Raw genomic sequence first — 23828 nt, 5'->3', positions numbered from 1 at the left:
TTTCCTTAAATTTAGTTTCGCTTAGTATTCTTTTGAAAAGGCTACTAGAAACAATTTGAGAATACTAAAATACAGTTAATACTCGTGGTGCTAGTTAATCTCAAAGTATCTCAGATTATAAGCTAGTACAATTTGCTCCATCAAAAGATGGAATATTAGCCTGACAAAAAGAAAAAGACAAACACCATTTGGAATGTTTGTCTTCGGTCTGAAATTCCCTTGATGCATTGTAGCAAGGGAATTTTAGCATGTTTTGAGTAATTTTATCTTGATTTTTGCAATGAGAGTATTTTTTTGTATAATAGTATATTATTTTGGGGTCGTTACGGATTCGACAGACATTATGAGGCATATTTTGCGACTCATCTAGCGGATGTAAAACGCCAGTTAAATATAACTGCAAAAAATAACAATTCTTACGCTTTAGCTGCTTAAAAACCAACCAACGCGACTTGATTCGGATTGATTGTGTCTGATGACAGGTCTTATTATGAGCAATCTCTTGTAAAATCAAGTCTAGGGATTTTACAAGAGATTGATAGACTCGCTTAGCTTGGGCTTGAGCCATGTGTCAAAGCTAAGTTAAATGAAGACATGGCCTATGGTCGTAGACAAATGTGTTGGCATGTGTTTGGACGTGGGTTCGACTCCCACCGGTTCCATATATACTTTATAAACTTTCTTAAAACTTCCCAAAACGTTGATATTTTAAACGTTTTTATTTTTATACTTTCTATTATTTCTTATAACTTTTTACAAAAGGGAGGTACCGAAATTATATTTCTAAAGATAACTTACAAATCATTTATATTGGTCTTAAACAATAAAATTAGAGAAAGTTTTTTTCTATATTATCCATTGACACTTACTATGAGTACTGGTACAATGAAGTTAGTAAGGAGGGAGAAAGGTGTATAAAATTGATGAAATTAGAACAATAGTTAATGGCTTACGTGCATTATTTCCTGAATTATCAATAAAAGAGATTCTTGAAAATTTCGAAAGCGCAGTTGAAAAATTTGGGGTACAAGTTAAATATGCCTTCATGGAAGGCGATAGCCAAAACGTTAGCGGATATTTAATGGCCGAAAACAACAAGCCAGTCATTGTACTTAATGCCGAGGAGAATACTCGCAGACAACGTTTTACCTTAGCTCACGAGCTAGGACACCTTATTTTACATTGGCAATGGTTACCAGGCGAGCAAATTAGTTTAGAAGATGGAATTTTTGAAGTTTCATTTAGAAAAAACGATATTCATAGCTATACACCAGAAGAAAATTTAAGGGAAGAAGATGCAAATACTTTTGCAGGAGAATTCTTAATCCCCGTTGACGAAGTTAAAAAATTCTCAGAAGAAATTGTTGACAAAACTAAATTAGCAAAAGAGCTGTCTATAAGATTTAATGTATCATATCCATGTGCTTCTGTGAGGGTTGCCAATTTACAACGTGAAGGGGTTATCTAATCGTGACTATTGACAACCATGAAAAACTCAAGCGATATCTAAAAGAAAAACTACCAGACAACTTTCAATCTAAGAAAATAGATTTTTCTAACAACGATTTTAATAGACTTAATAAACTTAAAAAAACTCTAAGCAAACAAAAAACATTTGAAACTATGGACGAGGCTCAAACACGCCATTACAAAGATTTGACAGATACTATAAAAAAAGAGTTAGAGAATAAAATTTTCTTCAGAAAACTGTCAATATGGTTTATGCTTGGAGTTGTTACATTACATTTTTTAGGTTCTATTCTTTTACTATATATTGTCATAAAAGCTCGTATTTGTGGTAAAGGAAATATCATATCTGATAATACAATGATTTATTTGATAGTTACACTAATGGTTAATTTTCTGGCATCATTCGGAATTATTTTAAAATATGTTTTCAGCAGCACTAATGAAACATATTCACATATAGAAAAAACGGCTCTAATGTTTCAAAGCAAGGATATGGTCAATAGTGAGTACGAATAACAAAAAGCATCAGACTATCCTGATGCTTCAGATTGAAGACAAAGTCCTTGGAAGTCAAGTTTCTAAGGGCTTTTCTTTTTGTAAAGTCGTATAAAGGGTGTAAAAGGGAACTTAAGACCCAATGATTTTGTTTATGATGCCTTCTATGACTGTTACCTCTGTCCAGAGAACCAAGTGTTAAGCTATCGCACGACGACTCGAAAAGGTTATCGTGAGTATAAGAGTAATCCCAAAGTATGTACTTCTTGTCCCCTATTATCCGTTTGTACCCAAAGCCCAAATCACCAAAAAGTCATCACGAGACATGTATGGAAAGATGATCTTGAATTTTGTGAAGAGATTCGCCACCAAAGAGGAATGAAGGAGCTTTATAAGAAGCGTAAAGAAACCATCGAGCGACTCTGTGGGACAGCCAAAGAATACCACAACCTCCGTTATACAAGAGAGAAAGGCAAGTCCAAGATGGAAGATAAGGTTGGGTTTACTTTGGCGTGTTTGAATATCAAAAAACTAGTAAAAATGAGGGTGGGGAAGCCTTTTTATTTTGTTCAAATGACCGTTATTCTATCAAAAGATGGAATATTAGCCTGACAAAAAGAAAAAGACAAACACCATTTGGAATGTTTGTCTTCAATCTGAAAAGTTTGGAACAAAAAGATTTTAATTTTTAAAAATCTTAATTATTAATCCCTTCTAATCTATAATTAAATGCGAAAAGCGAACAAAGCAGAATTCTGATTACCAGAAAACTAGTTTTGTTCGCTTTTTTATATTTGAGGTCGGACTTTTGTCCCAGCCTCTTTTAATTTTCTTTCACAGGTATCTCCTTAATCACGCGCGCGGGATTACCAGCTAGAACAACGTTGGCGCCAAATGACTTGGTGATCACAGCCCCAGCTCCAGCAACAACGTTATCTCCCAGTGTCACTCCAGGAAGGACAATGACGCCACCTCCAGCCCAGAAATTGTCTCCGATGGTAATAGGCTTGCCGTATTCCACACCTGAATTACGATCCTGCGGGTCCAGTGGATGGAGTGGGGTTAAAAACTGACAGTTGGGACCAATCATAGCATTGTCCCCGATACGAATCGGACAAACATCCAGCATGGTCAAGTTCCAATTAGAATAAAAATTCTCCCCTAGATGGATATTGACTCCATAATCGACTACCAGTCGTGGATTGACATAGAGATTTTTCCCAGTTGAGCCAAACCAATTCTTGATAAGCTCCGCCCCTTTCAAGGGATCTTCTTCCTTGTTAAAGGCAGCCTGCTTCTGACGAGAAGCCTGAGCCAAGGCTCTCAGTTCTGGGTCCGATGGACGGTAAAACTCTCCCGCTATCATTTTCTGGTATTCACTGGTCATCTTTATACCTCACACTTACTTTGAGCCCATCATATCAAAAAGGCTTTGAAAGGTCAAGAATAGGCTGCTTTCTAAACTATCGAAACCATTCCCTATCCCAAGTCAAAACAACTTGCTTGACAAAAACTTGACTTCATGGTTTAATATACCCCATAAGGGTATATTCGGAGGTGCCTATGTTTCACTTATTTACAAAAATTGACAGTATTTCTACCAGCGAGTTAGAAGCTAAACTCAGAGAACCGATTCAGCTACTGGATGTTCGGACGCCAATGGAATTTCGTAGAGGTCATATCAAAAATGCTAAGAATGTTCCTCTAACCGAAATTGGTTCCTACACACCAACCACAAAAGAAACACTCTATGTCATTTGTCATTCTGGTATGCGAAGCAAACTAGCTGCGAAAAAGCTTAAGAAAAAAGGCTATGATGTCATCAATGTCCGAGGCGGTATGAGTGCTTGGACAGGTAAAATCATCTAGATGTATAAAGGAGGAAATCAATGAAAATTATCATTGTCGGAGGAGTTGCAGGCGGTATGTCAGCAGCAACCCGTCTCAGACGTCTCATGGAAGACGCTGAAATCACTATTTTTGAGAAAGGTCCCTTTGTTTCCTTTGCAAACTGCGGACTTCCTTACTATGTTTCAGGAGAAATTGCAAACCGTGATAGTCTATTGGTCCAAACTCCTGAAAGTCTCAAGGCACGCTTTAATCTGGATGTTCATCCTTTTCATGAGGTCATCAGCATTTCGCCAGAAGAACACACTGTGACGGTACGACACGATGGACAAGAATTTACAGAAAACTACGACAAGTTGATTCTCTCCCCAGGAGCTAAACCATTTGTTCCTGCCATTGAGGGTTTGGCAGAAACTAAGAATACCTACACGCTTCGCAACGTTCCCGATCTCGATAAAATTATGGCAGCCTTGGACAATCATCCAAAAGAAGCTGTCGTTATCGGTGCAGGCTTTATCGGACTTGAAATGGCTGAAAACCTAGCGAAACGTGGATTGCAAGTTACTATCGTGGAGAAGGCACCCCATGTCTTGCCGCCATTAGATCAGGAAATGGCAGCCTTTGTCCAAACAGAATTGGTCAAAAATGGCGTTCACGTCATCACTTCTCAGTCTGCGATTCGATTTGAAGACCAAGGAAATATCATCGTTCTAGAAAATGGTCAAAAGATTGCTTCTGACCTCACCATTCTTTCTGTCGGTGTTGAACCTGAAAACGGACTGGCCAAAGTTGCGGGGATTGAACTGGGACTTCGTGGTGGAATCCTGGTCGATGAACATTATGAAACCAGTCAAAAAGATATTTTTGCAGTTGGGGATGCCATCGTCGTCAAGCAAGAGATTACAGGCCAAGATGCTCTCATCTCTCTCGCTTCTCCTGCCAATCGTCAGGGACGCCAAGTGGCAGACGTCATCGCAGGACTAGAACGTACAAATAAGGGAAGTATCGGCACTGCAATCGTTCGTGCCTTTGATATGACAGCTGCTTCGACTGGTCTCAGCGAGCGTATCCTTAGCATGAATCAACTTCCTTACAAGGCCCTTCATGTCAGTGGGAAAGACCACGCTGGTTATTATCCAGGCGCTACTGATATGACCTTGAAGCTCCTCTTTGACCCAACCACTGGAAAAATCTACGGTGCCCAAGGAGTCGGGAAGAAAGGCGTTGACAAACGAATCGATATCCTGGCAACTGCTATCAAGGGAAATCTCACCGTCTTTGACTTGCCAGAATTGGAGTTCACCTATGCGCCACCATTTGGCTCTGCCAAGGATCCCGTCAATATGCTGGGCTACGCAGCCTTGAACCTTATCGAAGGTCTCAGCGACAATATTCAATGGTATCAGCTCGAAGACGAACTGGCTAAAGGTAAGAAATTCCTAGATGTACGGACAAGTGGCGAATTCCAAAGTGGCAGACTTAAAGTCGATACCATCCACATCCCCCTAAACGAACTACGGGAACGCTTGGACGAACTGGACCAGAACCAAGCCTACATCGTTAGCTGCCACAGTGGTTTGCGCAGCTATATCGCAGAGCGTATCCTCAAACAAGCAGGATTTACCGTCCAAAACCTTGACGGCGCTTATTCACTATACAAAATGGCTAAGCCAGAAGGAGTAGAATATGGAAACTAATATCAGCATGGCTGACTTTTATGAAAAATATCAAAATGAAAATTTAGAGCTTATCGATGTCCGTGAAGCACATGAATTCCAAGCAGGACATGCACCAGGTGCCAAAAATCTTCCATTAAGTACCTTGGAACAAGGATACAAAGAACTCAAACCTGACCATGAATACCATGTCATCTGTCAAGGTGGAGTACGTTCTGCCTCTGCCTGTCAATTTCTCAGCGCCCAAGGCCTCAACGTTATCAATGTAGAAGGTGGTATGAATGCTTGGCCCGGTCAAGTAGAATAAACAAGAGGAGCTGGGCAAAAACTCAATTTCAGGAGAAAGTGAAGTAATACTCAATGAAAATCAAAGTGCAAACTAGAAAGCTAGCCGCAGGTTGCTCAAAGCACTGCTTTGAGATTGCAGATAGAACTGACGTAGTCAGTCACGTATATACGGCAAGGTGAAGCTGACGTGGTTTGAAGAGATTTTCGAAGAGTATAAATCTCCCCACAATAAAACGCATACTATCAAGGTTTTTCAACACCTGATAGTATGCATTTTTTTAATTTTAAAGACTGTTTCCAGCCTCTCTTGATTCACATTCAACTATTCTAATAGCAGAGATCTTTGCAACTCCCATCTCTTTATTTCCGTTTAATCAAGTATCGGATAGCCTTTTCTAGGCGTTCCTTTTGGGCTTCAGGATCATCTAGCGGCTGATTGATACATTCAGTAAGGTTTTCGGTAATTATCATCTCAATCACGCGCTCCACACTAGATTTCACGGCTGTCAGTTGCGTCACAATATCAGCACAGTCACGATCTTCTTCAATCATCTTTTGAATCCCACGCAACTGGCCCTCTGAACGTTTCAGACGAGTGATATACTTTGAATTTGTCATCTCTTTTTCCTTGCTCAATTTTTCTTCATTATATCTCTAATCAGCTCCTTTGTCAAAATTCTCGCCCATCCGTCTCACGCAGTTCTGTTACCACAGACTTTTCAAAAGGTAAACTAGCCATACTGATAATTTACTAGAGTTTTCTAGTTTTACCTTGCTAAACGAATACGAGTCACAATTCCGTCTGGGTCTGTGATCTCCAGCTGGCTAGATGTCAGCCACTTGATTGGTACATCAACTTCTTGTGCTCGTTGCGCAATCGTTAACAGTTCTTCTTTACTAGCGACCTCAATGACATAATAGGCTAAGCCTGGCAAGCCTTGCTTACGCGGAGCTAGGCCTTTTCCTCCCCATTCGTTGACTGCTAAATGATGATGGTAGTCTCCAGCTGCAATCCAACTAGCACTAGGTACACTGAATTTATCCTCTAGTCCTAACACCTTTTGATAAAACTGGCTGGACTTTCGACTGTCCTTGACGGAAAGATGGATATGCCCTATTCTCGTACCTTCTGCTAGGATAAAGGGCTCTACTCTTTCCCCCAACTCATAGATGTCCTGCGCCGCAAGAGCCTCCGTCACCCCAATAATGCGTCCATCTTCTCGAATATCCCATGTGGAAACTGGCTTATCTCGATAGAGCTCGATGCCATTCCCCTCCAAATCCTCCAAGTAAAGAGCCTCACTGTAACCGTGGTCTGCACCGCCCACAAGAGGAATCTGTAAATCTGTCAGGTGTTTCAAGACATCAGCCAAAGCCTTTCGTGACGGCAAGAGAATAGCCAGATGGTAAAGACCATAATGTTCCCTTACTTCTCCACTCTCTTGTGCTTGAATCAGCTGTACCAAGGCTTTTCCACCAAGTCCCAGAACGACCTCTGTCTCAGTTTGAGATAAGATTTCTAAACCAAGCACTTGCTGATAAAAGGCTGTTTGACTTGCCAAATCCTTTACATTTAAAACTGCCTCTGCCAAATAAATGTGGCTCTTGTATTCATAGGTCATAAATGGTTCTCTTTTCTAGTTGTAATTATTTTTATTACAACTATTATATAATTTCCATCAAGAAAGTCAAGTCAGAAAACTCAAAAATAAGGCCATTTCAGGATAAGATAAAGTAAATCTTTCCATAATAAAACGCATATTATCAAACTTTTCAGCACCTGACAATATGCGTTATTTTAAAGACTTTTTGACCAGCTTTTTTTACTTAACAACAAGCTCATAACGTGTCTTACTAGTGAAGGTTTGACCGGCTTTGAGAATGACTTGATCTTTAAGGTCACTGTGAATGGCATCTGGTAAAGCCTGCGCTTCAAGGGCAATCCCATTGTGCTGTACCATTGGCTTACCTCCTATGATGACACTTTCATCCACAAAGTTTGCTGTGTAGACTACAAAGCAAGGAGCTTCTGTCTTGAAAAGCAGGAAGCGACCTGAATTTTGGTCATAAAGGAAACCAGCATTGTCATGGCCTGCAGGAAGGGCAAATGGGTGATCCAAACCAGATACCAGTTGGATTTGCTCATCTTCTTCTGCAAAGATATCCTTCAACAAGGCACCATTGTAGATGTGTTTAACCACATCACGAGTAGCATCTGGAGTTTTTGCAGGAACACCGTCGGGAGCGATTGGGTAAATACCCTCTGTGTTTAGTTGGAAGACATGGCGGTCAATTGTCTGCGTGAAATCACCAGACAAGTTGAAATAGCTGTGGTTGGTTGGATTGACCAGCGTATCCTGATCTGTCGTCACCTTGTAGCTGATTTCGTAAGCACCAGTTTCTTCCAAGTGGTAACTGATCCAAATCTTGATATTTCCAGGGAACCCTCCTGTTCCATCTGTACGCTCTGTGTATAGGGTCAAACCATAGTCGCTCACTTCAACTAGTTCAAACAAGCTAGAATCCCAACCAGTTGAACCACTGTGGTTACAGTTGCTAGCATTGTTGACTTCAAGGTCATAGGTCTTGCCATTGAGCTCAAATGTCGCGCCTGAAATACGGCCTGCCACAGGACCTACACTAGCTCCATGCTTAGGACTATTGCCTACATAACTATCAAAGTCATCAAATCCCAAGATAACATTGGCAAAATTTCCAGCCTTGTCAGGTGTGACATAACGCAAGATGGTCGCACCATAAGTCATAACCTCAAGCTGGTAGCCACCGTCCGTCTCAAAGTGATAGGCCAAGACATCCTTGCCATCAACATTTCCAAATACACTCTCTGTGTATGTTTTCATTCTGTTCTCCTTTTACTATTTCTATCAAGCAAACAAACCATAGAAAGCGCCTTGACAATCTATGGTTTACTTGTATGATTTACAAACCCCTTTATCAAGAATCTATAAACGCAGTATCACTTTTGATATTCGTGGATGATAACACCTTGTACCACACGGTTTACTGTACCTGTAGGAGACGGTGTATCTGGTTTATTTTCTACCTTGAGTGAAGTCAATAGGGCAAAGAGTTGGGCATAAACGATGTAAGGGAAGACACGGTAAATATCATTCAAGACACCGCCACAACCAAGGGCCACTTCTTTGACATTTTCAAGACCAAAGGCTTGATCACTTAAAAGCACAACACGGCGAGCAATCTGGTCACCAGCAACTTCACGAACCAAGTCCAAGTCGTACTTACGAGTGTAGTCTGTCGTTGTACCAAAGACCAAAACAACTGTATCTTCGTTGATAAGAGATTTTGGACCGTGACGGAATCCGACTGGACTTTCATACATAGTCGCCACTTGGCCAGCTGTCAATTCCAAAATCTTGAGCTGAGCTTCATGAGCAAGACCAAAGAAAGGACCAGCGCCTAGATAGATGACACGGTTAAAGTCTAGGTCAACAAGTTCTTTGACATCTTCTGCATTGTCTAGAATTTTACGGGCAAGATTAGATACAACTTCAAAACGTTCAGCTTTCACAGCAAATTCTGTAGGATCAAAGACCAAGAGAGCTGTCAACATCATAGACGTAAAGCTAGAAGTCATGGCAAAGCCAGCGTCATTAGAAGCAGCTGGTTGCAAAAGCAATAGATTGCGGTCATCCCCATGAGCTTGAAGAGCCAGTTTACCATCTGCTGCGCAAGTAATCGTCACTTGATAAAGCTCGTCCACCAAGGCTTTGGCCAAATCAACAGTCGCCACACTTTCAGGCGAATTCCCACTACGAGCAAAAGATACAAGGACAGTCGCCACATCTTTTTTCAAATAAGTTTCTGGATTGGCAACAATATCTGTGGTCGCAATGGCATTGAAATTCCATTTGCGTTCGTCATAGACTTCCTTAAAGTAAGGTACCAAGGTATCTCCCACATAAGCAGAAGTCCCAGCACCTGTCAAGATAACCTTAATATAGTCATGTTTATCAGCAATTCCTTGTAGGAAGGCTGCAATTTCTTCACGTATTGCTTGATAAGATTCAAAAGCTTCTTTCCATACATCAGGTTGTTGGTAGATTTCACGTGTAGTGATTTCTGCACCCAATTCAATCAAGTCTTCTTTTGTATAATGTAACATTGAGTTCCTCTTTTTCTATCAAATATGGGAATGGGAGTAAGCCCCATTCCCATGAATATTCTATATAAGATGCTCTAAATCACATCTTATTCATCTTCGTCATCATCGAAGCCAGCTAACAGGTCATTAACTTTCACAATGCTTTCTGCAGCACGGCTCTTATAGTCCGCATCTGCACCTGTAAGGCTCGCATTGATAAATTCAATCACCATTGGAAGATTCATCCCTGCGTAAAGGTCAATATCACGACCTGCCATGATCAAACGGCTTACCACGTTACATGGTGTTCCACCGAGAAGATCCGCAAAGACTAGGAAATCATCCAATTCTTCAATAGCAGCTTCAAATTTTGCAGTAAATTCTTCTGGACCATCTTCTGGAAGAAGAGCTACCGCATGAATATTGTCTTGTGGACCCATAATCATTTCTGTGCTACCTTTAAGTTCCTCACAGAAGCGACCATGACTCACCAAAATTAATGATTTCGTCATAAATTATGCACCCATTCCAAGTACAAATTTACCAAAGGCAGAAAGAGCCAAAGCAAGTGCGATAATAATACCGATAGCTTTAGTAGAGTTCATACCTTTCTTACCAAGCAACCAGAAAATAAAGGCAGTAAAGATTGCTGGAAGCAAGCGTGGGAAGATTGAGTTCAAGATGTCTTGGAAGTCAATCATCTTCTCACCGATTGCCCATTTGTAAGAAATTTCAAAGTTGATCATTGTTGCTACAAGAGCACCCATCATGAAGACACCAAGTACAGATGCAGCGTCAATCAAGGCTGTCAAAGTACTTTGCATGTTGTTGATGAGGTTAACCCCTTCTTTATATGCAAATTCCAACTGTTTCCAACGGAAGATGTCATAAGCAACTGCAACTGCAATCCAAAGGAAGATACCCCATGGTTGGCCAGCGATAGCCATAGTTGCTGCGATAGATCCCATGATAGCAGGTACAAGTGAACCAAAGATAGTATCTCCAAGAGGAGCGAATGGTCCCATCAAACCTGTCTTGATACCGTTAACGGCATCTTTTGAACCTACACCATCTTTTTCTTCCATAGCGAGGTCAAAACCAGCGATAATAGTGTGGAAGAATGGTGAAGTATTGAAGAATTGAGTATGAACTTTCATCATTTCTTTCAATTCAGGAGTTCCATCCCCATACATTTTACGCAATTGAGGTAAAATCATGTAAAGGTAACCAGAAGCTTGCATACGTTCGTAGTTCCAACCCAATTGGAAAGTAAACAAGCTACGTTTGTTGATTTGATTAAAATCTTCTTTTGTAAGTTTGTAATTAGAATTCGTCATCTTCGATTTCCCCACTTTCTGATGGTGTAGAAGGTGCTACCACAGCTACTTTTTGGCTATTTTTGAAGTGAAGCACTGCAAGGAAGATACCTATGATAGAGATACCAATCATAGACAATCCTTTGAAGTTGTTCACGAAACCAATTTTTTCAGCAACATCTTTCGGTAGAGTACCTACGATACCAGCAACAGCGCCACCAAGACCTGTTACGTATGAGTAAAGAACAGTCAACATAGCTGTTAAACCGAATCCCATAGCAAGGTAGTGAAGGTTACGTTTAACTGGAAGGTAACGAAGCAAGATTGCAAATCCAAGACCTGGAAGCATACGTCCTGCAAGTGTCAAACCATCTGCAACCCATTGGTATTGTTTAACCAAGTCTACTACAGTTTGTACAAATGCACCACCAAAGGCAAGGGCAAAGAAGACTGGAAGGGCACGAGAAAGAGCCCAAGGAAGAGCACCAAGAAGGTAGTTGCGTTCGATTGCTTTATAGTCAAAGCGTTCGATTGCAGCATCAATACGGTGTGCGAAGAAAGTAGTTGTCATACGTCCAAGAACGTCGAAGTATGTCAAAAGTGCTGCTACTGGTACAGCGATTGTTGTAATCGCAAGGTCCGTAGCAATTCCTTGTGAAACTGAGAATGCTGTTGCAAGAACCGCACCAGAAGTTGCGTCGATACGAGAAGCACCACCGAAGGTACCAACCCCAAGAACGAACAACTGCAAGCTACCACCGATAAACAAACCAGTTGTCACATCTCCCATGATTAAACCAGTAATGAAACCAGCAAATACAGGGGAACCTGCAGATGAAACGATCGTCAACTCATCACAGATTTGATAAGCTGAGTACAAAGTGAGAAGTAAAATTTGCCACCATTGTATCATAACAATGACCTCCTAAAAATTTTTTCCTATTTTAATAAGCTCAAAAAGTCTGAAACTGGATCATTTGGAACCATTTGAGCAGTAAGTTTAACACCTTTTTCCGCCAGTTTGTGGAAGTCTTCCACATCCTTGTCCACTACGTTGATAGAACGTGTGATGGCGCGAGTTTCTGGTGTTTGAGACATATTCCCAACATTAAGGGTTTCAAGTGGTACACCTGCTTCTACCAAACCAAGGAAACGGTCTGGTTTACGAGCAACGATAAAGAGACGTTGGCTATCGTATTTACCAGCAAGAATATTGGCTGCCGCTTTCTCAATTGGCAAAATACTCAATTTCACACCTGGTGGTGTCGCTAGTTTCAAACCACTCTTTTCAACGTCGTTGTTGACAACTTCGTCATCCACAACCATAATACGTGAAACATTTAGTTTTCCAGCCCAAAGATTGGCTACTTGTCCGTGGATCAAACGTCCATCGATACGGCATCCTACAATTGTCATAAATTTTCCCCCTTTATATGTTTTAGTGTAGGTTTACGAGTTAAATGAATCTCTTCTTTATATTCACCCTCTGTTTCAAAGATAATGATACGATTAGCACCTTCCTTGAGATAACAATGAGGGATATAAAGCGAGAGTGTTGGGCCGACGTTCCAAAAACGTCCTAAGTGACGCCCATTGACAAAGGCAACTCCCTTACCAAACTCAGATAAGTCTAGGTAAGTATCTTTTGGATCTTGGACTGTAAAGTCATAAGCGTAAAAGGCTGGTTGTCCTTCTGTCCATCCTTTTGAAAAATCAATTTTCTCAGGATTATCCAGTGGTAGTGGATATTGTTTCCAATTAAGTAAGAAGTGTAAATCCTTGCAGACACCTGTTCGAATTCCTTTACGTTGTGTATCAGCTAAGAACTTATGTCCATAGTTAACACGACCCATATTTTCAATCAAGATGTCAAGTTGTGAAGAACCTTTTCGATTACCTTGACAATAGATATCTTCCCCAATCTCCGTCTGGTATTGAGTGGCAATCCGTTGACCATCTACAAAGAGTTGAGCACGGTCACGTCCATCGATGATGCGAAGGCGTTCTTCTTCTGCATCCCAACTTGCCTCAGTACGATAGAGAAGATAGCCATAACATTGACCTAATTCCTCCATCGCTTTTGGATAGAGACTTTCTGTTGGACTAGAAAGACTATCTAAGGTTTCAAATAAGGAAACTTTTTCAGCAAGTGGAATAGCGTCCACCTTCATGCTTTCCTTATAGAGTGGTTCCAACTGCGGATACTCTGGGAAATGTGTTGCCATCATCTTCTTGACTGCCAAATATTTGGCAGTTGGATTTCCTTCTTCATCCAGAAGGGCATCGTAATCATAAGATGTAACTTGTGGCAAATCCAGAGTTCCTCGAGCCGAGCAACCATTCATGAATCCAAAGTTTGTACCACCGTGGAACATGTAAAGGTTGATAGAGCCTTGCTCCAATACCTCTCGAACAGCTTCTGCCAATTCTTTCGGATCCCGTGTGATAATCGGTTCTTTCCAACGATTGAACCAGCCATCCCAGAACTCCATACACATGAGTGGCCATTTCTTACCATGCTCATCAAAGAATTCCTGCATCTGTGAAAAGTTGTAAGGTGCCTTAGAACCAAAGTTGCCTGTTACAAAGAGGTCATCTTCGATTAAGGTTCCAGCTTTCAAAGTAGCTCTCCATGGGCCATCTGAAGTAAAGAGTGGGCAATCAATCCCTCGTTCTTCCATCAATTTTCGAATCGCTCTCAGGTAAGCCTTATCTTCTCCGTAAGAACCATACTCATTTTCAACCTGCATCATGAGGATATTCCCACCATTGTCCAATAAATGTGGAACCAATCGTGACAAGAGTTGGTCATAATAGCGACCCACAGCTCCAATATAGGCTGGGTCAGATGAGCGGATTCTCATATCTTTGGTTAAGAGCCAAGCCGGTAAACCACCGAATTCCCATTCCGCACAGATAAAGGGAGACGGACGAACGATAGCATAGAGACCCAAATCTTGTGCTATCCGAAGAAATCTCTCCAAATCCTGAGCCCCTTCAAAGTTAAACTCACCTTCACGAGGCTCGTGTAAATTCCAAGCTACATAAGTCTCTACCGTATTAAAACCAAGGGCTTTCAAGTTATAGAGCGAATGATACCAATCTTCTGGAGGAATCCTAAAATAATGAATGGCACCAGACAAAATCTTGAACGGTTTCCCATCTAAATAGAAATCGTCCTCAATTTTAAACCTTGTCATTTTTACACCTCTGACTAACTAAGTTTGCGCTTTCATTTGTTATAATATTAAATATAATCAAATCTTTTGTATTTGTCAATAGGTTTTGGAAAATTCTTTAAAATTTTTCCATTTTTTTACTTATCTTTTACCAAAATTATCAAAAAATCGCATGAAAGTGCCTATTTTTGAAGTACAGAGAATTATCCAATTATAAAATGGATTTTTTTACATGTATTATAATGTTTCTAATCTATTATTTTAATTTTTTTACCTAAATACTACTATTTTCTTTACATTTATGGTAGAATCAAGGATGGAAAAATAGAATTGAGGTGAAATTATGGCTATTCCAAAATACCAATATATTAAAGATGAATTAAAAAATAAAATTATCTCTGGTCAATTTGAAAGTGGTGATAAATTTTACACAGAAGCAGAATTGATCGCAATGTACGATGTAAGTTCTATCACAGTTGTTCGTGCTTTAAACGATCTTGCTAAAGATGGTTACATCGTTCGCCAACAAGGAAAGGGTACATTCGTTTCACGCGCACGTAAACACAAACTCGTAGAATTTTCAGACGTCGAAGTTTTCGAAACGAAAGATGATAAGGTGACCGTTCTTTCTATCGAGCGTGGAAATAAACTTGAATATTTAGATAAACTTGGACTACGTGGTGATCAGTTCTACTACAAAATTGAACGTGTACGCGAAACAAATGGTGTTGTTTACATCTATCACACATCTTATGTTCCAGAACAATATATCAATGCCAATTATCCAAATCTTGAATATTATAGCTCTATCTATAAACGTTTCAAATTGGATTACCACATTCATATGAATGATGAGCATTTTGAGGAAATCAATGCAATTACATTCCCAACACCAGAGCATGCTGCTTCTATACTAGGAATTGATACACAATTCCCAACAGTACTTCAAACAAAAACTACTAAGCTTGAAGCAACTGGACAAGTTCTTGCCTATAGCGAAACGTATAAGAGAGCAGATTACTACAAAATCAAATTCATTTCATGTAACCGTGGTCACTAAGAAAAAGCTTGAGCCTTGCTCAGGCTTTTTCTATATATATTATAGCACGAAAAAGCGAATATGAAAACGCTATTAAATATATTTATTTGTAGCACTTTTACTAAAAACAAGTTAAAAATCACTGATTTTTCCTTAATTTTACCTTCTTATATAAGTTGTTATTTCCAAAATCTTATGATTTACTCCGTTTGTTATAGTTATTATATAAATTTACTTGACTTTTTACTATATAGATAATAAAATTAAATTGGTTTTATGTAAACGTTATCAAAATAGTTGTATCAAGGAGGTTTTATCATGAAACTAGACAAGAAACAGCGTTTCTCGATTCGCAAGTATGCAGTCGGAACAGCTTCTGTACTGATAGGATTTACCTTCAGTGCGCAAGTCGTATCTGCAGATGGACTCACACCAGCACCAAAAGCTACTGAAACTTTGCAAGCTGTGCCGGATAGCCCACAAGCATCAGAAGCACCAATTCAAGATAAAGAAGAAAAACTTGTAAAACAAGCTGATAAAACTATAAAAGAGGAAGTTAAAACTGAAAAAGATACTGTTAACACAGTTGTTCCAAAAACAGACAATGTGGTAACACCAGTAGTAACAGAACATACCAGCCCAGCTCCTACTACGGAATCAGAAAACACAACTCAAGTGAAAAAAAGTGCAGATAGTGCCAATGCTGAGAAGAAAAACGAGCCTGCTACTCCTGCTGTACTCGCTCCGACTACTGAACGTGCCACTCAAACTAATGAAAAGCTAGCGAAAAAGAAAATTGTTTCTATTGATGCTGGACGTAAATATTTCTCACCAGAACAGCTCAAGGAAATCATCGATAAAGCGAAACATTATGGCTACACTGATTTACACCTATTAGTTGGAAATGATGGGCTCCGCTTCATGTTGGACGATATGAGCATCACAGCTAACGGCAAGACCTATGCGAGTGACGATGTCAAACGTGCCATTGAAAAAGGTACAAATGATTATTACAACGATCCAAACGGCAATCACTTAACAGAAAGTCAAATGACAGATCTAATTAACTATGCCAAAGATAAAGGCATCGGTCTCATTCCGACAGTAAATAGTCCTGGTCACATGGATGCGATTCTCAATGCCATGAAAGAATTGGGAATCCAAAACCCTAACTTTAACTATTTTGGGAAGGAATCAGCTCGTACTGTAGATCTTGACAACGAACAGGCAGTCGCTTTTACAAAAGCCCTTATCGACAAGTATGCTGCTTATTTCGCGAAAAAGACTGAGATCTTCAACATCGGACTTGATGAATATGCCAATGACGCAACAAACGCTAAAGGTTGGAGCGTTCTTCAAGCTGATAAATACTATCCAAACGAAGGCTACCCTGTCAAAGGATATGAAAAATTTATTGCCTACGCCAATGACCTAGCTCGTATTGTAAAATCGCACGGTCTCAAACCAATGGCCTTCAATGATGGTATTTACTACAATAGTGATACTAGCTTCGGAACTTTTGACAAAGATATCATCGTTTCAATGTGGACTGGTGGTTGGGGAGGTTACGACGTCGCTTCTTCTAAACTTCTAGTAGAAAAAGGTCACCAAATTCTAAACACTAACGACGCTTGGTACTATGTTCTTGGGCGAAATGCAGATGGCCAAGGTTGGTACAACCTTGATCAAGGATTAAACGGTATCAAGAACACTCCAATCACTTCGGTACCAAAATCCGACGGAGCAACTATTCCATTCATCGGTGGTATGGTAGCTGCTTGGGCTGACACTCCATCTGCACGTTATTCACCGTCACGCCTCTTCAAACTCATGCGGCAATTCACAAATTCTAATGCTGAATACTTCGCAGCTGATTATGAGTCTGCAGAACAAGCACTTAACGAGGTACCAAAAGACCTTAACCGTTATACTGCAGAAAGCGTCGCAGCAGTTAACGAAGCGGCAAAAGTCATCCGTTCACTTGATAGCAACCTCAGTCGTGCCCAACAAGACACGATTGACCAAGCTATTGCAAAACTTCAAGAAGCAGTCAGCAATTTGACCTTCACACCAGAAGCTCAAAAAGAAGAAGATGCTAAACGTGAAGTTGAAAAACTTGTCAAAAACAAGGTGATTTCAATCGATGCTGGACGCAAATACTTTACTCTTAATCAGCTCAAACGCATCGTAGATAAGGCCAGTGAGCTCGGATATTCTGATGTTCATCTCCTTCTAGGAAATGATGGCCTTCGCTTCCTACTCGATGATATGACCATTACGGCCAACGGAAAAAGCTATGCAAGTGATGATGTTAAAAATGCCATCATCCAAGGAACAAAAGCTTACTACGATGATCCAAACGGGACTGCACTTACACAGGCAGAAGTGACAGAACTAATTGAATACGCTAAATCTAAGGGCATCGGTCTCATCCCAGCTATTAACAGTCCAGGTCACATGGATGCTATGCTCGTTGCCATGGAAAAATTAGGCATTAAAAATCCTCAAGCCCACTTTGACAAAGTCTCCAAAACAACTATGGACTTGAGAAACGAAGAAGCGATGAACTTTGTAAAAGCCCTCATCGGTAAATACATGGACTTCTTTGCAGGTAAAACAAAGATTTTCAACTTTGGTACTGACGAATACGCCAACGATGCGACTAGTGCCCAAGGCTGGTACTACCTCAAATGGTATCAACTCTATGGCAAGTTTGCCGAATATGCCAACACCCTCGCAGCTATGGCCAAAGAAAGAGGGCTTCAACCAATGGCCTTCAACGATGGCTTCTACTATGAGGACAAGGACGATGTTCAGTTTGACAAAGATGTCTTGATTTCTTACTGGTCTAAAGGCTGGTGGGGTTACAACCTCGCATCACCTCAATACCTAGCAAGCAAGGGTTATAAGTTCTTGAATACCAACGGAGACTGGTACTATGTTATAGGCAATCACAAACAAGATGAAGCTTACCCTCTTTCAAAAGCAGTTGAAAATTCTGGTAAAGTTCCATTCAATCAACTAGCTTCTACCAAATATCCTGAAGTAGACCTTCCAACAGTTGGAAGTATGCTTGCTATCTGGGCAGATAAACCAAGCGCTGAGTACAAGGAAGAGGAAATCTTTGAACTTATGACTGCCTTTGCAGACCACAACAAAGACTACTTCCGTGCTAATTATAATGCTCTCCGCGAAGAAATCGCACAAATTCCTGAAAACTTAGAAGGATACAGCAAGGAAAGCTTGGATGCCCTAAGTGCAGCTAAAACAGCTCTAAATTACAACCTCAATCGTAATAAACAAGCTGAGCTTGACACACTTGTAGCCAAACTAAAAGTCGCTCGCTTAGGTCTCAAACCAGCTGCAACTCACTCAGGAAGCCTGGATGAAAATGAAGTGGCTGCCAATGTTGAAACCAGATCAGAACTCATCACAAGAACTGAAGAAATCCCATTTGAAGTTATCAAGAAAGAAAATCCTAACCTCCCAGCTGGTCAAGAAAACATTATTACAGCAGGAGTCAAAGGTGAACGAACTCATTACATCTCTGTCCTTACTGAAAATGGAAAAACAACAGAAACAGTCCTTGATAGCCAGGTAACCAAAGAAGCTGTGAACCAAGTTGTTGAAGTCGGTACTCCTGTAACTCACAAGGGTGATGAAAGTGGTCTTGCACCAACTACTGAGGTAAAACCTAGACTAGATGCTCAAGAGGAAGAAATTCCATTTACCACAGTGACTCGTGAAAATCCACGCTTGCTCAAAGGAAAAACACAAGTCATTACTAAAGGTGTCAACGGGCGTCGTAGCAACTTCTACTCTGTGAGCACTGTTGAGGGCAAGGAAGTGAAAACCCTTGTAAATAGTGTCGTAGCACAGGAAGCCGTTACTCAAATTGTGGAAGTCGGAACCCTTGTAACTCAAAAGGGTGATGAAAGTGGTCTTGCACCAACTACTGAGGTAAAACCTAGACTAGATGTCCAAGAGGAAGAAATTCCATTTACCACAGTGACTCGTGAAAATCCACTCTTACTCAAAGGAAAAACTCAAGTCATTACTAAGGGCGTCAATGGACATCGTAGCAACTTCTACTCTGTAAGCACTGTCGATGGCAAGGAAGTGAAAACTCTTGTAAGTAGTGTCGTAGCACAGGAAGCCGTTACTCAAATTGTGGAAGTCGGAACTATAGTAACACATGTAGGCGATGAACATGATCTTGCTCCAGTTGCAGAAACAAAACCTAGACTGGATATCCAAGAAGCAGAAATTCCATTTACCACAGTGACTCGTGAAAATCCACTCTTGCTCAAAGGAAAAACACAAGTCATTACTAAAGGTGTCAACGGGCGTCGTAGCAACTTCTACTCTGTGAGCACTTCTGCCGATGGTAAAGAAGTGAAAACTCTTGTAAATAGTGTCGTAGCACAGGAAACCGTTACACAAATAGTCGAAGTCGGAACTATGGTAACACATTTAGGCGATGAAAACGGACAAGCCGCTATTGCTGAAGAAAAACCAAAACTAGAAATCCCAAGCCAACCAGCTCCATCAACTGCTCCTGCTGAGGAAAGTAAAGCTCTTCCTCAAGGTCCAGCTCCTGTGACAACAGAGAAAAAACTTCCTGAAACAGGAAGTCACGATTCTGCAGGACTAGTAGTCGCAGGACTCATGGCCACACTAGCAGCCTATGGACTCACTAAAAGAAAAGAAGACTAAGTCTTTTAGATAAAAAATAAACAGCGAGATTGAAACTCGCTGTTTATTTTTTAATCAATTACCCAGTCCAAGACGTTCAAAGATATCATCCACTCGTTTAGTGTAATAAAGAGGGTTGAAGATTTCGTCGATTTCCTCTTGAGTCAGGCGTGATGTCACTTCTGGATCTGCTTCAAGAAGTGGTTTAAAGTCTACTTGATTGTCCCAAGAGTAGGCTGTTTTTGGTTGTACCAAGTCATAGGCTTGCTCACGGGTCATGCCTTTTTCAATCAAGGTCAACATAGCGCGTTGGCTGAAAATCAAACCAAATGTCGAGTTCATGTTGCGGATCATATTTTCTGGGAAGACTGTCAAGTTCTTAACGATGTTTCCGAAACGGTTGAGCATGTAGTCAATCAAGATGGTCGTATCTGGTGTGATGATGCGCTCAGCTGATGAATGGGAAATATCTCGTTCATGCCAGAGAGCCACGTTTTCATAGGCTGTAATCATGTGACCACGAATAACACGCGCAAGACCTGTCATGTTCTCAGAACCGATAGGATTGCGTTTGTGAGGCATAGCAGATGAACCTTTTTGCCCTTTAGCAAAGAATTCTTCCACTTCGCGTTGTTCTGATTTTTGCAAACCACGAATCTCCGTCGCCATACGTTCGATAGAAGTCGCGATACTTGCAAGTACTGCAAAGTACTCAGCATGAAGGTCACGAGGAAGCACCTGTGTAGAGATTTCTTGAGCACGGATACCCAATTTGTCGCAGACATATTGCTCTACGAATGGTGGGATGTTGGCGAAGTTTCCAACCGCACCAGAAATCTTACCAGCTTCCACTCCAGCAGCCGCATGCTCGAAACGTTCGATGTTGCGCTTCATTTCGCTGTACCAAGTCGCCAATTTAAGACCAAAAGTTGTAGGCTCAGCGTGTACCCCGTGGGTACGACCCATCATGATGGTAAACTTGTGCTCCTTAGCCTTATCAGCGATGATGTTGGTGAAGTTTTCAAGGTCACGACGGATGATGTCGTTGGCCTGCTTGTAGAGGTAACCATAGGCAGTATCCACCACGTCGGTAGAAGTCAAGCCATAGTGGACCCACTTGCGCTCTTCACCAAGAGTCTCAGAAACCGCACGCGTGAAAGCCACCACATCGTGGCGAGTCTCCTGCTCAATCTCTAAAATACGGTCGATGTCAAAGTCCGCCTTCTCGCGAATCAAAGCCACATCTTCCTTAGGGATTTCACCCAACTCAGCCCATGCCTCGTCAGCCAAGATTTCCACCTCAAGCCAAGCACGGTATTTATTTTCTTCACTCCAAATGTTCGCCATCTCAGGGCGAGAGTAACGGTTGATCATGTTGTTTCTCCTTTAAAGCATTTCTTTCATCTTGAACAGGTTAGAATGAAAATTTTCAATTCTTTTTTCAAGTGCTTCAACAGTTTTTTCTTTACTATCGTTATAATAAATAGATAGTAATTGACTATCTTCCTTACTGATATCTTTCCGATTCTCATCAGGTAGACTATTTAATTTTTCTGATGCCATCGCAATCATGTCTACAATTCTAATTGAAGCATTAAAACCAATAGCAAAAATATTTTTCTTTTCTAAATCTTTCTCTTGAGATACCAAAAAATTATATGAAATAAATAGTAATTTTGAATAATCTTCAAAAAAGTATCTTGCGTTTCCAAACTCTCTTCTAATTTTTAGCGGAACTTCCTCAAGCTCTATTTCCCTCCACTTTTCTAGCAATTCTCCCATAGCATAATGTCTAGCAACGACATTCATTGTGTTTTGAACCCTTGAGTCACTCTGAATATATTCCTCAATACGATCAATATTTTCATATAAAAATTCTAATCCCTTCGGTAATCTTATTCGTCTTAACTCAAGCGCTGTTTTTTCTAGAGATTCCCCCATCTTTTCTTGTTTTGTATTCTGTGCATCTAAAATGTTTGTAATTTCTACAAAAGTTTCTTGCATTTGTTTCTGATTTTCTTCTTGTTTATCTAAACGTTGCTCTTGCAAAATCAGATCGTCTTTCCTTTCCAAACTCTCGACATGAAAAAGAAATAATGATATTAATACAGGAATCAACATACACAGTAATTGGATAAGGTAATCACCTGGTTTAGTTTCAAAGTTATTAACAATGCTATTCCAATAAGAACAGCTCAATATTATTAATAAAAGTGTAATTACGGCTGTAATTAAGTAAATTACTTTTTTCAAACTTCCTCCTCAACTCTCACCCTCTGGTTTTGTAACTTTCTTCTTCCCACTAGCCCTATATCTCTTCCTGATGGTGTTGAGTTGGGCTTTGAGATTTTGGTAGTCTTAGTGTTCGGGTTGGCCGTGGGATAGGACGGCGACTAGGTCAATGATGTAGTCGTAAGCGGCTTGCAGGGTTTGTTTTTGTTGCTTGCTTTGGCCAATCTTGTATTGGCTTGCTCGCTGAGGCGGGCTTTATAAACCGCAACGAATTTGCTTTGCGCAGCTTGGTGTAGGCTGCCTCCACCGCCTGTCCGTCAACATGAGCGTAGGCTTTTACAAAATTGACCAGCGTTTGGTAGGCATTGTCACGCTTTTGGTCGACCTCGTCCAAGTCCTTGACCACAGCCGATGCTGCTTTGCCCTTTGGCGCGCTCTGATAATTAGCCTAAGCCGTTTCCAGACGGCTAGCGTGAGTCGTGAGCAAGTGCTCCTGCTTGTGCTCCTTGGCAAAAGTTATCAAAGCTGAAACCGTGTCAGCTGTCAACTGCGAAAACTCATCGGTTTTCAACTTCTCTGTCGCCAGAGATTCAATCCCATAAGTTTTCAAATTCATCTATCGTCTCCTTTTTTTAAAAATATTATTTTCATAAATGATATGGGAGAAAATCCCAAAGGTTTCCCGCAAACAGAAACACATCGTCGGGAAGTTTCAGCGGTCTGATTCTGACGGGGAGGGAATGGGGAGGAGGAAGCAATTGATCACCTTTCATATCGTCTACTTATCAAAATCCCGAAATAAAATGATCTAAACTGTGCGCAAGCTTCTTCCAAAATCCACCTATGATTATGTCATCTTCATCAATGTAAAGGCTGCTTTTTAAAATAGTATTTACAAATCGCATATCGTAAGTAAAGGCTTGAACAGCAAGATAATAACCTAGTAATCCTAAAATTATCAGAAACATCAACAATGCTAAAAAAACAACCAAGTCATTTTGCAAACCAGCATTTTCATCAATTAACAGTTTTGAAAGTTCTTCTTTAGGAATAGAATCTTTAAAAAAATTAAGATAGGTTGTAGTCACAAATATTGAAATAGTTGCTAAAATACCACAACTCCAATTTGCAAAACTATTTATTTTTTTCAACGATAATTCTATATCAGAAATTAACATTTCCGTATGTTCGTCATTTAAAAAATATCCTTTTCTAAAAGCTATCGTTAAATTTTTAATATTAATTTTCTCAAAAAGAAAATTAAATCTATAAAGCACTCCCATAATTAATAATAAAGCAACAAGTCCCCCTGAGGAATCTGGATCTTGAGCTCTACCAATTAGAAAAAGCGCATATAAAATCCCATACAATAATACATACTTCATAACTTTTCCCGTAAGGGAGTCAACTAAACCTATCTGGCTTCTTAATAAGTTTTTGATCTCAAAATACTTTAATGGCATACCT

22 protein-coding genes, 1 other RNA gene and 1 pseudogene are annotated in these 23828 nt (G+C 40.3%); 9 read left to right on the top strand and 15 right to left on the bottom strand.

Annotation, left to right across the window (positions count from 1 at the left end):
• Positions 1–316: 316 nt before the first annotated feature.
• The 4 genes and pseudogenes from ssrA to EII37_RS07005 all read left to right on the top strand — a co-directional run.
• Positions 317–665, top strand: a transfer-messenger RNA (tmRNA) gene (ssrA, locus tag EII37_RS07020).
• A 245-nt stretch (positions 666–910) separates the two neighbouring features.
• Positions 911–1468, top strand: a complete 558-nt coding sequence (locus EII37_RS07015; protein ID WP_124788078.1) for an ImmA/IrrE family metallo-endopeptidase — start codon at positions 911–913, stop codon at positions 1466–1468.
• A gap of 2 nt (positions 1469–1470) precedes the next feature.
• A complete protein-coding gene (locus tag EII37_RS07010; protein WP_124788077.1) occupies positions 1471–1986 on the top strand; it encodes a hypothetical protein in 516 nt (171 codons plus the stop codon).
• An 84-nt stretch (positions 1987–2070) separates the two neighbouring features.
• A pseudogene (locus EII37_RS07005) lies at positions 2071–2650 on the top strand (transposase); the annotation flags it as partial.
• Between the two features lie 138 nt (positions 2651–2788).
• Here the strand turns inward: EII37_RS07005 and EII37_RS07000 are convergent.
• The gene (locus EII37_RS07000; RefSeq protein ID WP_124788076.1) at positions 2789–3352 is read right to left on the bottom strand and encodes a sugar O-acetyltransferase; all 564 of its coding nucleotides are present in this window, start codon (positions 3350–3352) and stop codon (positions 2789–2791) included.
• 176 nt (positions 3353–3528) lie between these two features.
• Between EII37_RS07000 and EII37_RS06995 the strand changes: the two genes are divergently transcribed.
• Genes EII37_RS06995 through EII37_RS06985 form a run of 3 tightly spaced genes read left to right on the top strand, consistent with a single transcriptional unit; the run spans position 3529 to position 5796 of the window.
• Entirely contained in the window at positions 3529–3834 is a 306-nt protein-coding gene (locus tag EII37_RS06995) for a rhodanese-like domain-containing protein (protein ID WP_124788075.1), read from the top strand.
• A 20-nt stretch (positions 3835–3854) separates the two neighbouring features.
• Positions 3855–5510, top strand: a complete 1656-nt coding sequence (locus tag EII37_RS06990) for an FAD-dependent oxidoreductase (RefSeq protein WP_124788074.1) — start codon at positions 3855–3857, stop codon at positions 5508–5510.
• Entirely contained in the window at positions 5500–5796 is a 297-nt protein-coding gene (locus EII37_RS06985; protein ID WP_124788073.1) for a rhodanese-like domain-containing protein, read from the top strand. The genes EII37_RS06990 and EII37_RS06985 overlap by 11 nt, the downstream gene beginning before the upstream one ends.
• A 341-nt stretch (positions 5797–6137) precedes the next feature.
• Here the strand turns inward: EII37_RS06985 and EII37_RS06980 are convergent, their stop codons facing one another.
• The 9 genes from EII37_RS06980 to EII37_RS06940 form a co-directional block, all read right to left on the bottom strand.
• Positions 6138–6395: a metal-sensitive transcriptional regulator gene (locus EII37_RS06980; RefSeq protein WP_000185159.1), complete on the bottom strand. Its 258-nt coding sequence runs from the start codon at positions 6393–6395 to the stop codon at positions 6138–6140.
• Positions 6396–6544: 149 nt separating this feature from the next.
• Positions 6545–7399, bottom strand: coding sequence for a VOC family protein (locus EII37_RS06975; protein WP_124788072.1), 855 nt, complete (start codon positions 7397–7399; stop codon positions 6545–6547).
• A gap of 201 nt (positions 7400–7600) precedes the next feature.
• A complete protein-coding gene (locus tag EII37_RS06970; RefSeq protein WP_124788071.1) occupies positions 7601–8638 on the bottom strand; it encodes an aldose epimerase family protein in 1038 nt (345 codons plus the stop codon).
• Between the two features lie 116 nt (positions 8639–8754).
• Positions 8755–9921 (bottom strand): SIS domain-containing protein, encoded by a 1167-nt coding sequence (locus EII37_RS06965; protein ID WP_124788070.1) that lies wholly within the window; start codon positions 9919–9921, stop codon positions 8755–8757.
• 86 nt (positions 9922–10007) lie between these two features.
• Entirely contained in the window at positions 10008–10412 is a 405-nt protein-coding gene (locus tag EII37_RS06960) for a PTS sugar transporter subunit IIA (RefSeq protein WP_124788069.1), read from the bottom strand.
• A 3-nt stretch (positions 10413–10415) separates the two neighbouring features.
• Positions 10416–11237, bottom strand: coding sequence for a PTS system mannose/fructose/sorbose family transporter subunit IID (locus EII37_RS06955; protein WP_000185289.1), 822 nt, complete (start codon positions 11235–11237; stop codon positions 10416–10418).
• Positions 11224–12129, bottom strand: a complete 906-nt coding sequence (locus tag EII37_RS06950) for a PTS mannose/fructose/sorbose/N-acetylgalactosamine transporter subunit IIC (protein ID WP_124788068.1) — start codon at positions 12127–12129, stop codon at positions 11224–11226. The genes EII37_RS06955 and EII37_RS06950 overlap by 14 nt, the downstream gene beginning before the upstream one ends.
• A gap of 26 nt (positions 12130–12155) precedes the next feature.
• On the bottom strand, positions 12156–12632 hold the full coding sequence (locus EII37_RS06945) for a PTS system mannose/fructose/N-acetylgalactosamine-transporter subunit IIB (protein ID WP_000156971.1): 477 nt from the start codon (positions 12630–12632) through the stop codon (positions 12156–12158).
• Positions 12629–14416 (bottom strand): beta-galactosidase family protein, encoded by a 1788-nt coding sequence (locus tag EII37_RS06940; protein WP_124788067.1) that lies wholly within the window; start codon positions 14414–14416, stop codon positions 12629–12631. Before EII37_RS06940 ends, EII37_RS06945 begins: the two co-directional genes overlap by 4 nt.
• 322 nt (positions 14417–14738) lie before the next feature.
• Between EII37_RS06940 and EII37_RS06935 the strand changes: the two genes are divergently transcribed.
• On the top strand, positions 14739–15455 hold the full coding sequence (locus EII37_RS06935; protein WP_124788066.1) for a GntR family transcriptional regulator: 717 nt from the start codon (positions 14739–14741) through the stop codon (positions 15453–15455).
• A 297-nt stretch (positions 15456–15752) separates the two neighbouring features.
• Positions 15753–20150 (top strand): G5 domain-containing protein, encoded by a 4398-nt coding sequence (locus tag EII37_RS06930; RefSeq protein ID WP_124788065.1) that lies wholly within the window; start codon positions 15753–15755, stop codon positions 20148–20150.
• 54 nt (positions 20151–20204) lie between these two features.
• Here the strand turns inward: EII37_RS06930 and purB are convergent, their stop codons facing one another.
• From purB to EII37_RS06915, 5 genes are all read right to left on the bottom strand, one after another.
• The gene (gene purB, locus EII37_RS06925; protein WP_124788064.1) at positions 20205–21503 is read right to left on the bottom strand and encodes an adenylosuccinate lyase; all 1299 of its coding nucleotides are present in this window, start codon (positions 21501–21503) and stop codon (positions 20205–20207) included.
• A gap of 12 nt (positions 21504–21515) precedes the next feature.
• On the bottom strand, positions 21516–22382 hold the full coding sequence (locus EII37_RS06920; RefSeq protein WP_223336345.1) for a hypothetical protein: 867 nt from the start codon (positions 22380–22382) through the stop codon (positions 21516–21518).
• Positions 22383–22527: 145 nt separating this feature from the next.
• On the bottom strand, positions 22528–22767 hold the full coding sequence (locus EII37_RS11550) for a DUF6261 family protein (protein WP_006149148.1): 240 nt from the start codon (positions 22765–22767) through the stop codon (positions 22528–22530).
• 42 nt (positions 22768–22809) lie between these two features.
• Positions 22810–22977, bottom strand: coding sequence for a hypothetical protein (locus EII37_RS11115; protein ID WP_164978943.1), 168 nt, complete (start codon positions 22975–22977; stop codon positions 22810–22812).
• Positions 22978–23146: 169 nt separating this feature from the next.
• A complete protein-coding gene (locus EII37_RS06915; RefSeq protein ID WP_049552323.1) occupies positions 23147–23824 on the bottom strand; it encodes a hypothetical protein in 678 nt (225 codons plus the stop codon).
• Positions 23825–23828: the final 4 nt, after the last annotated feature.

The organism is Streptococcus sp. OH4692_COT-348 (assembly GCF_003859975.1).
Taxonomy (GTDB): domain Bacteria; phylum Bacillota; class Bacilli; order Lactobacillales; family Streptococcaceae; genus Streptococcus.
This window is presented reverse-complemented; position numbering and strand designations above follow the sequence as displayed.

What these genes read in the sequence shown, in the direction of transcription:
- EII37_RS06945 (WP_000156971.1), bottom strand. Translation starts at nt 12,632, where the DNA reads ATGACAATTGTAGGATGCCGTATCGATGGACGTTTGATCCACGGACAA.
- EII37_RS06985 (WP_124788073.1), top strand. Translation starts at nt 5,500, where the DNA reads ATGGAAACTAATATCAGCATGGCTGACTTTTATGAAAAATATCAAAAT.
- EII37_RS06980 (WP_000185159.1), bottom strand. Translation starts at nt 6,395, where the DNA reads ATGACAAATTCAAAGTATATCACTCGTCTGAAACGTTCAGAGGGCCAG.
- EII37_RS06940 (WP_124788067.1), bottom strand. Translation starts at nt 14,416, where the DNA reads ATGACAAGGTTTAAAATTGAGGACGATTTCTATTTAGATGGGAAACCG.
- EII37_RS06995 (WP_124788075.1), top strand. Translation starts at nt 3,529, where the DNA reads ATGTTTCACTTATTTACAAAAATTGACAGTATTTCTACCAGCGAGTTA.
- EII37_RS06950 (WP_124788068.1), bottom strand. Translation starts at nt 12,129, where the DNA reads ATGATACAATGGTGGCAAATTTTACTTCTCACTTTGTACTCAGCTTAT.
- EII37_RS06975 (WP_124788072.1), bottom strand. Translation starts at nt 7,399, where the DNA reads ATGACCTATGAATACAAGAGCCACATTTATTTGGCAGAGGCAGTTTTA.
- EII37_RS06960 (WP_124788069.1), bottom strand. Translation starts at nt 10,412, where the DNA reads ATGACGAAATCATTAATTTTGGTGAGTCATGGTCGCTTCTGTGAGGAA.
- EII37_RS06915 (WP_049552323.1), bottom strand. Translation starts at nt 23,824, where the DNA reads ATGCCATTAAAGTATTTTGAGATCAAAAACTTATTAAGAAGCCAGATA.
- EII37_RS06990 (WP_124788074.1), top strand. Translation starts at nt 3,855, where the DNA reads ATGAAAATTATCATTGTCGGAGGAGTTGCAGGCGGTATGTCAGCAGCA.
- EII37_RS06970 (WP_124788071.1), bottom strand. Translation starts at nt 8,638, where the DNA reads ATGAAAACATACACAGAGAGTGTATTTGGAAATGTTGATGGCAAGGAT.
- purB (WP_124788064.1), bottom strand. Translation starts at nt 21,503, where the DNA reads ATGATCAACCGTTACTCTCGCCCTGAGATGGCGAACATTTGGAGTGAA.
- EII37_RS06935 (WP_124788066.1), top strand. Translation starts at nt 14,739, where the DNA reads ATGGCTATTCCAAAATACCAATATATTAAAGATGAATTAAAAAATAAA.
- EII37_RS06955 (WP_000185289.1), bottom strand. Translation starts at nt 11,237, where the DNA reads ATGACGAATTCTAATTACAAACTTACAAAAGAAGATTTTAATCAAATC.
- EII37_RS11115 (WP_164978943.1), bottom strand. Translation starts at nt 22,977, where the DNA reads ATGAATTTGAAAACTTATGGGATTGAATCTCTGGCGACAGAGAAGTTG.
- EII37_RS06965 (WP_124788070.1), bottom strand. Translation starts at nt 9,921, where the DNA reads ATGTTACATTATACAAAAGAAGACTTGATTGAATTGGGTGCAGAAATC.
- EII37_RS07000 (WP_124788076.1), bottom strand. Translation starts at nt 3,352, where the DNA reads ATGACCAGTGAATACCAGAAAATGATAGCGGGAGAGTTTTACCGTCCA.
- EII37_RS06930 (WP_124788065.1), top strand. Translation starts at nt 15,753, where the DNA reads ATGAAACTAGACAAGAAACAGCGTTTCTCGATTCGCAAGTATGCAGTC.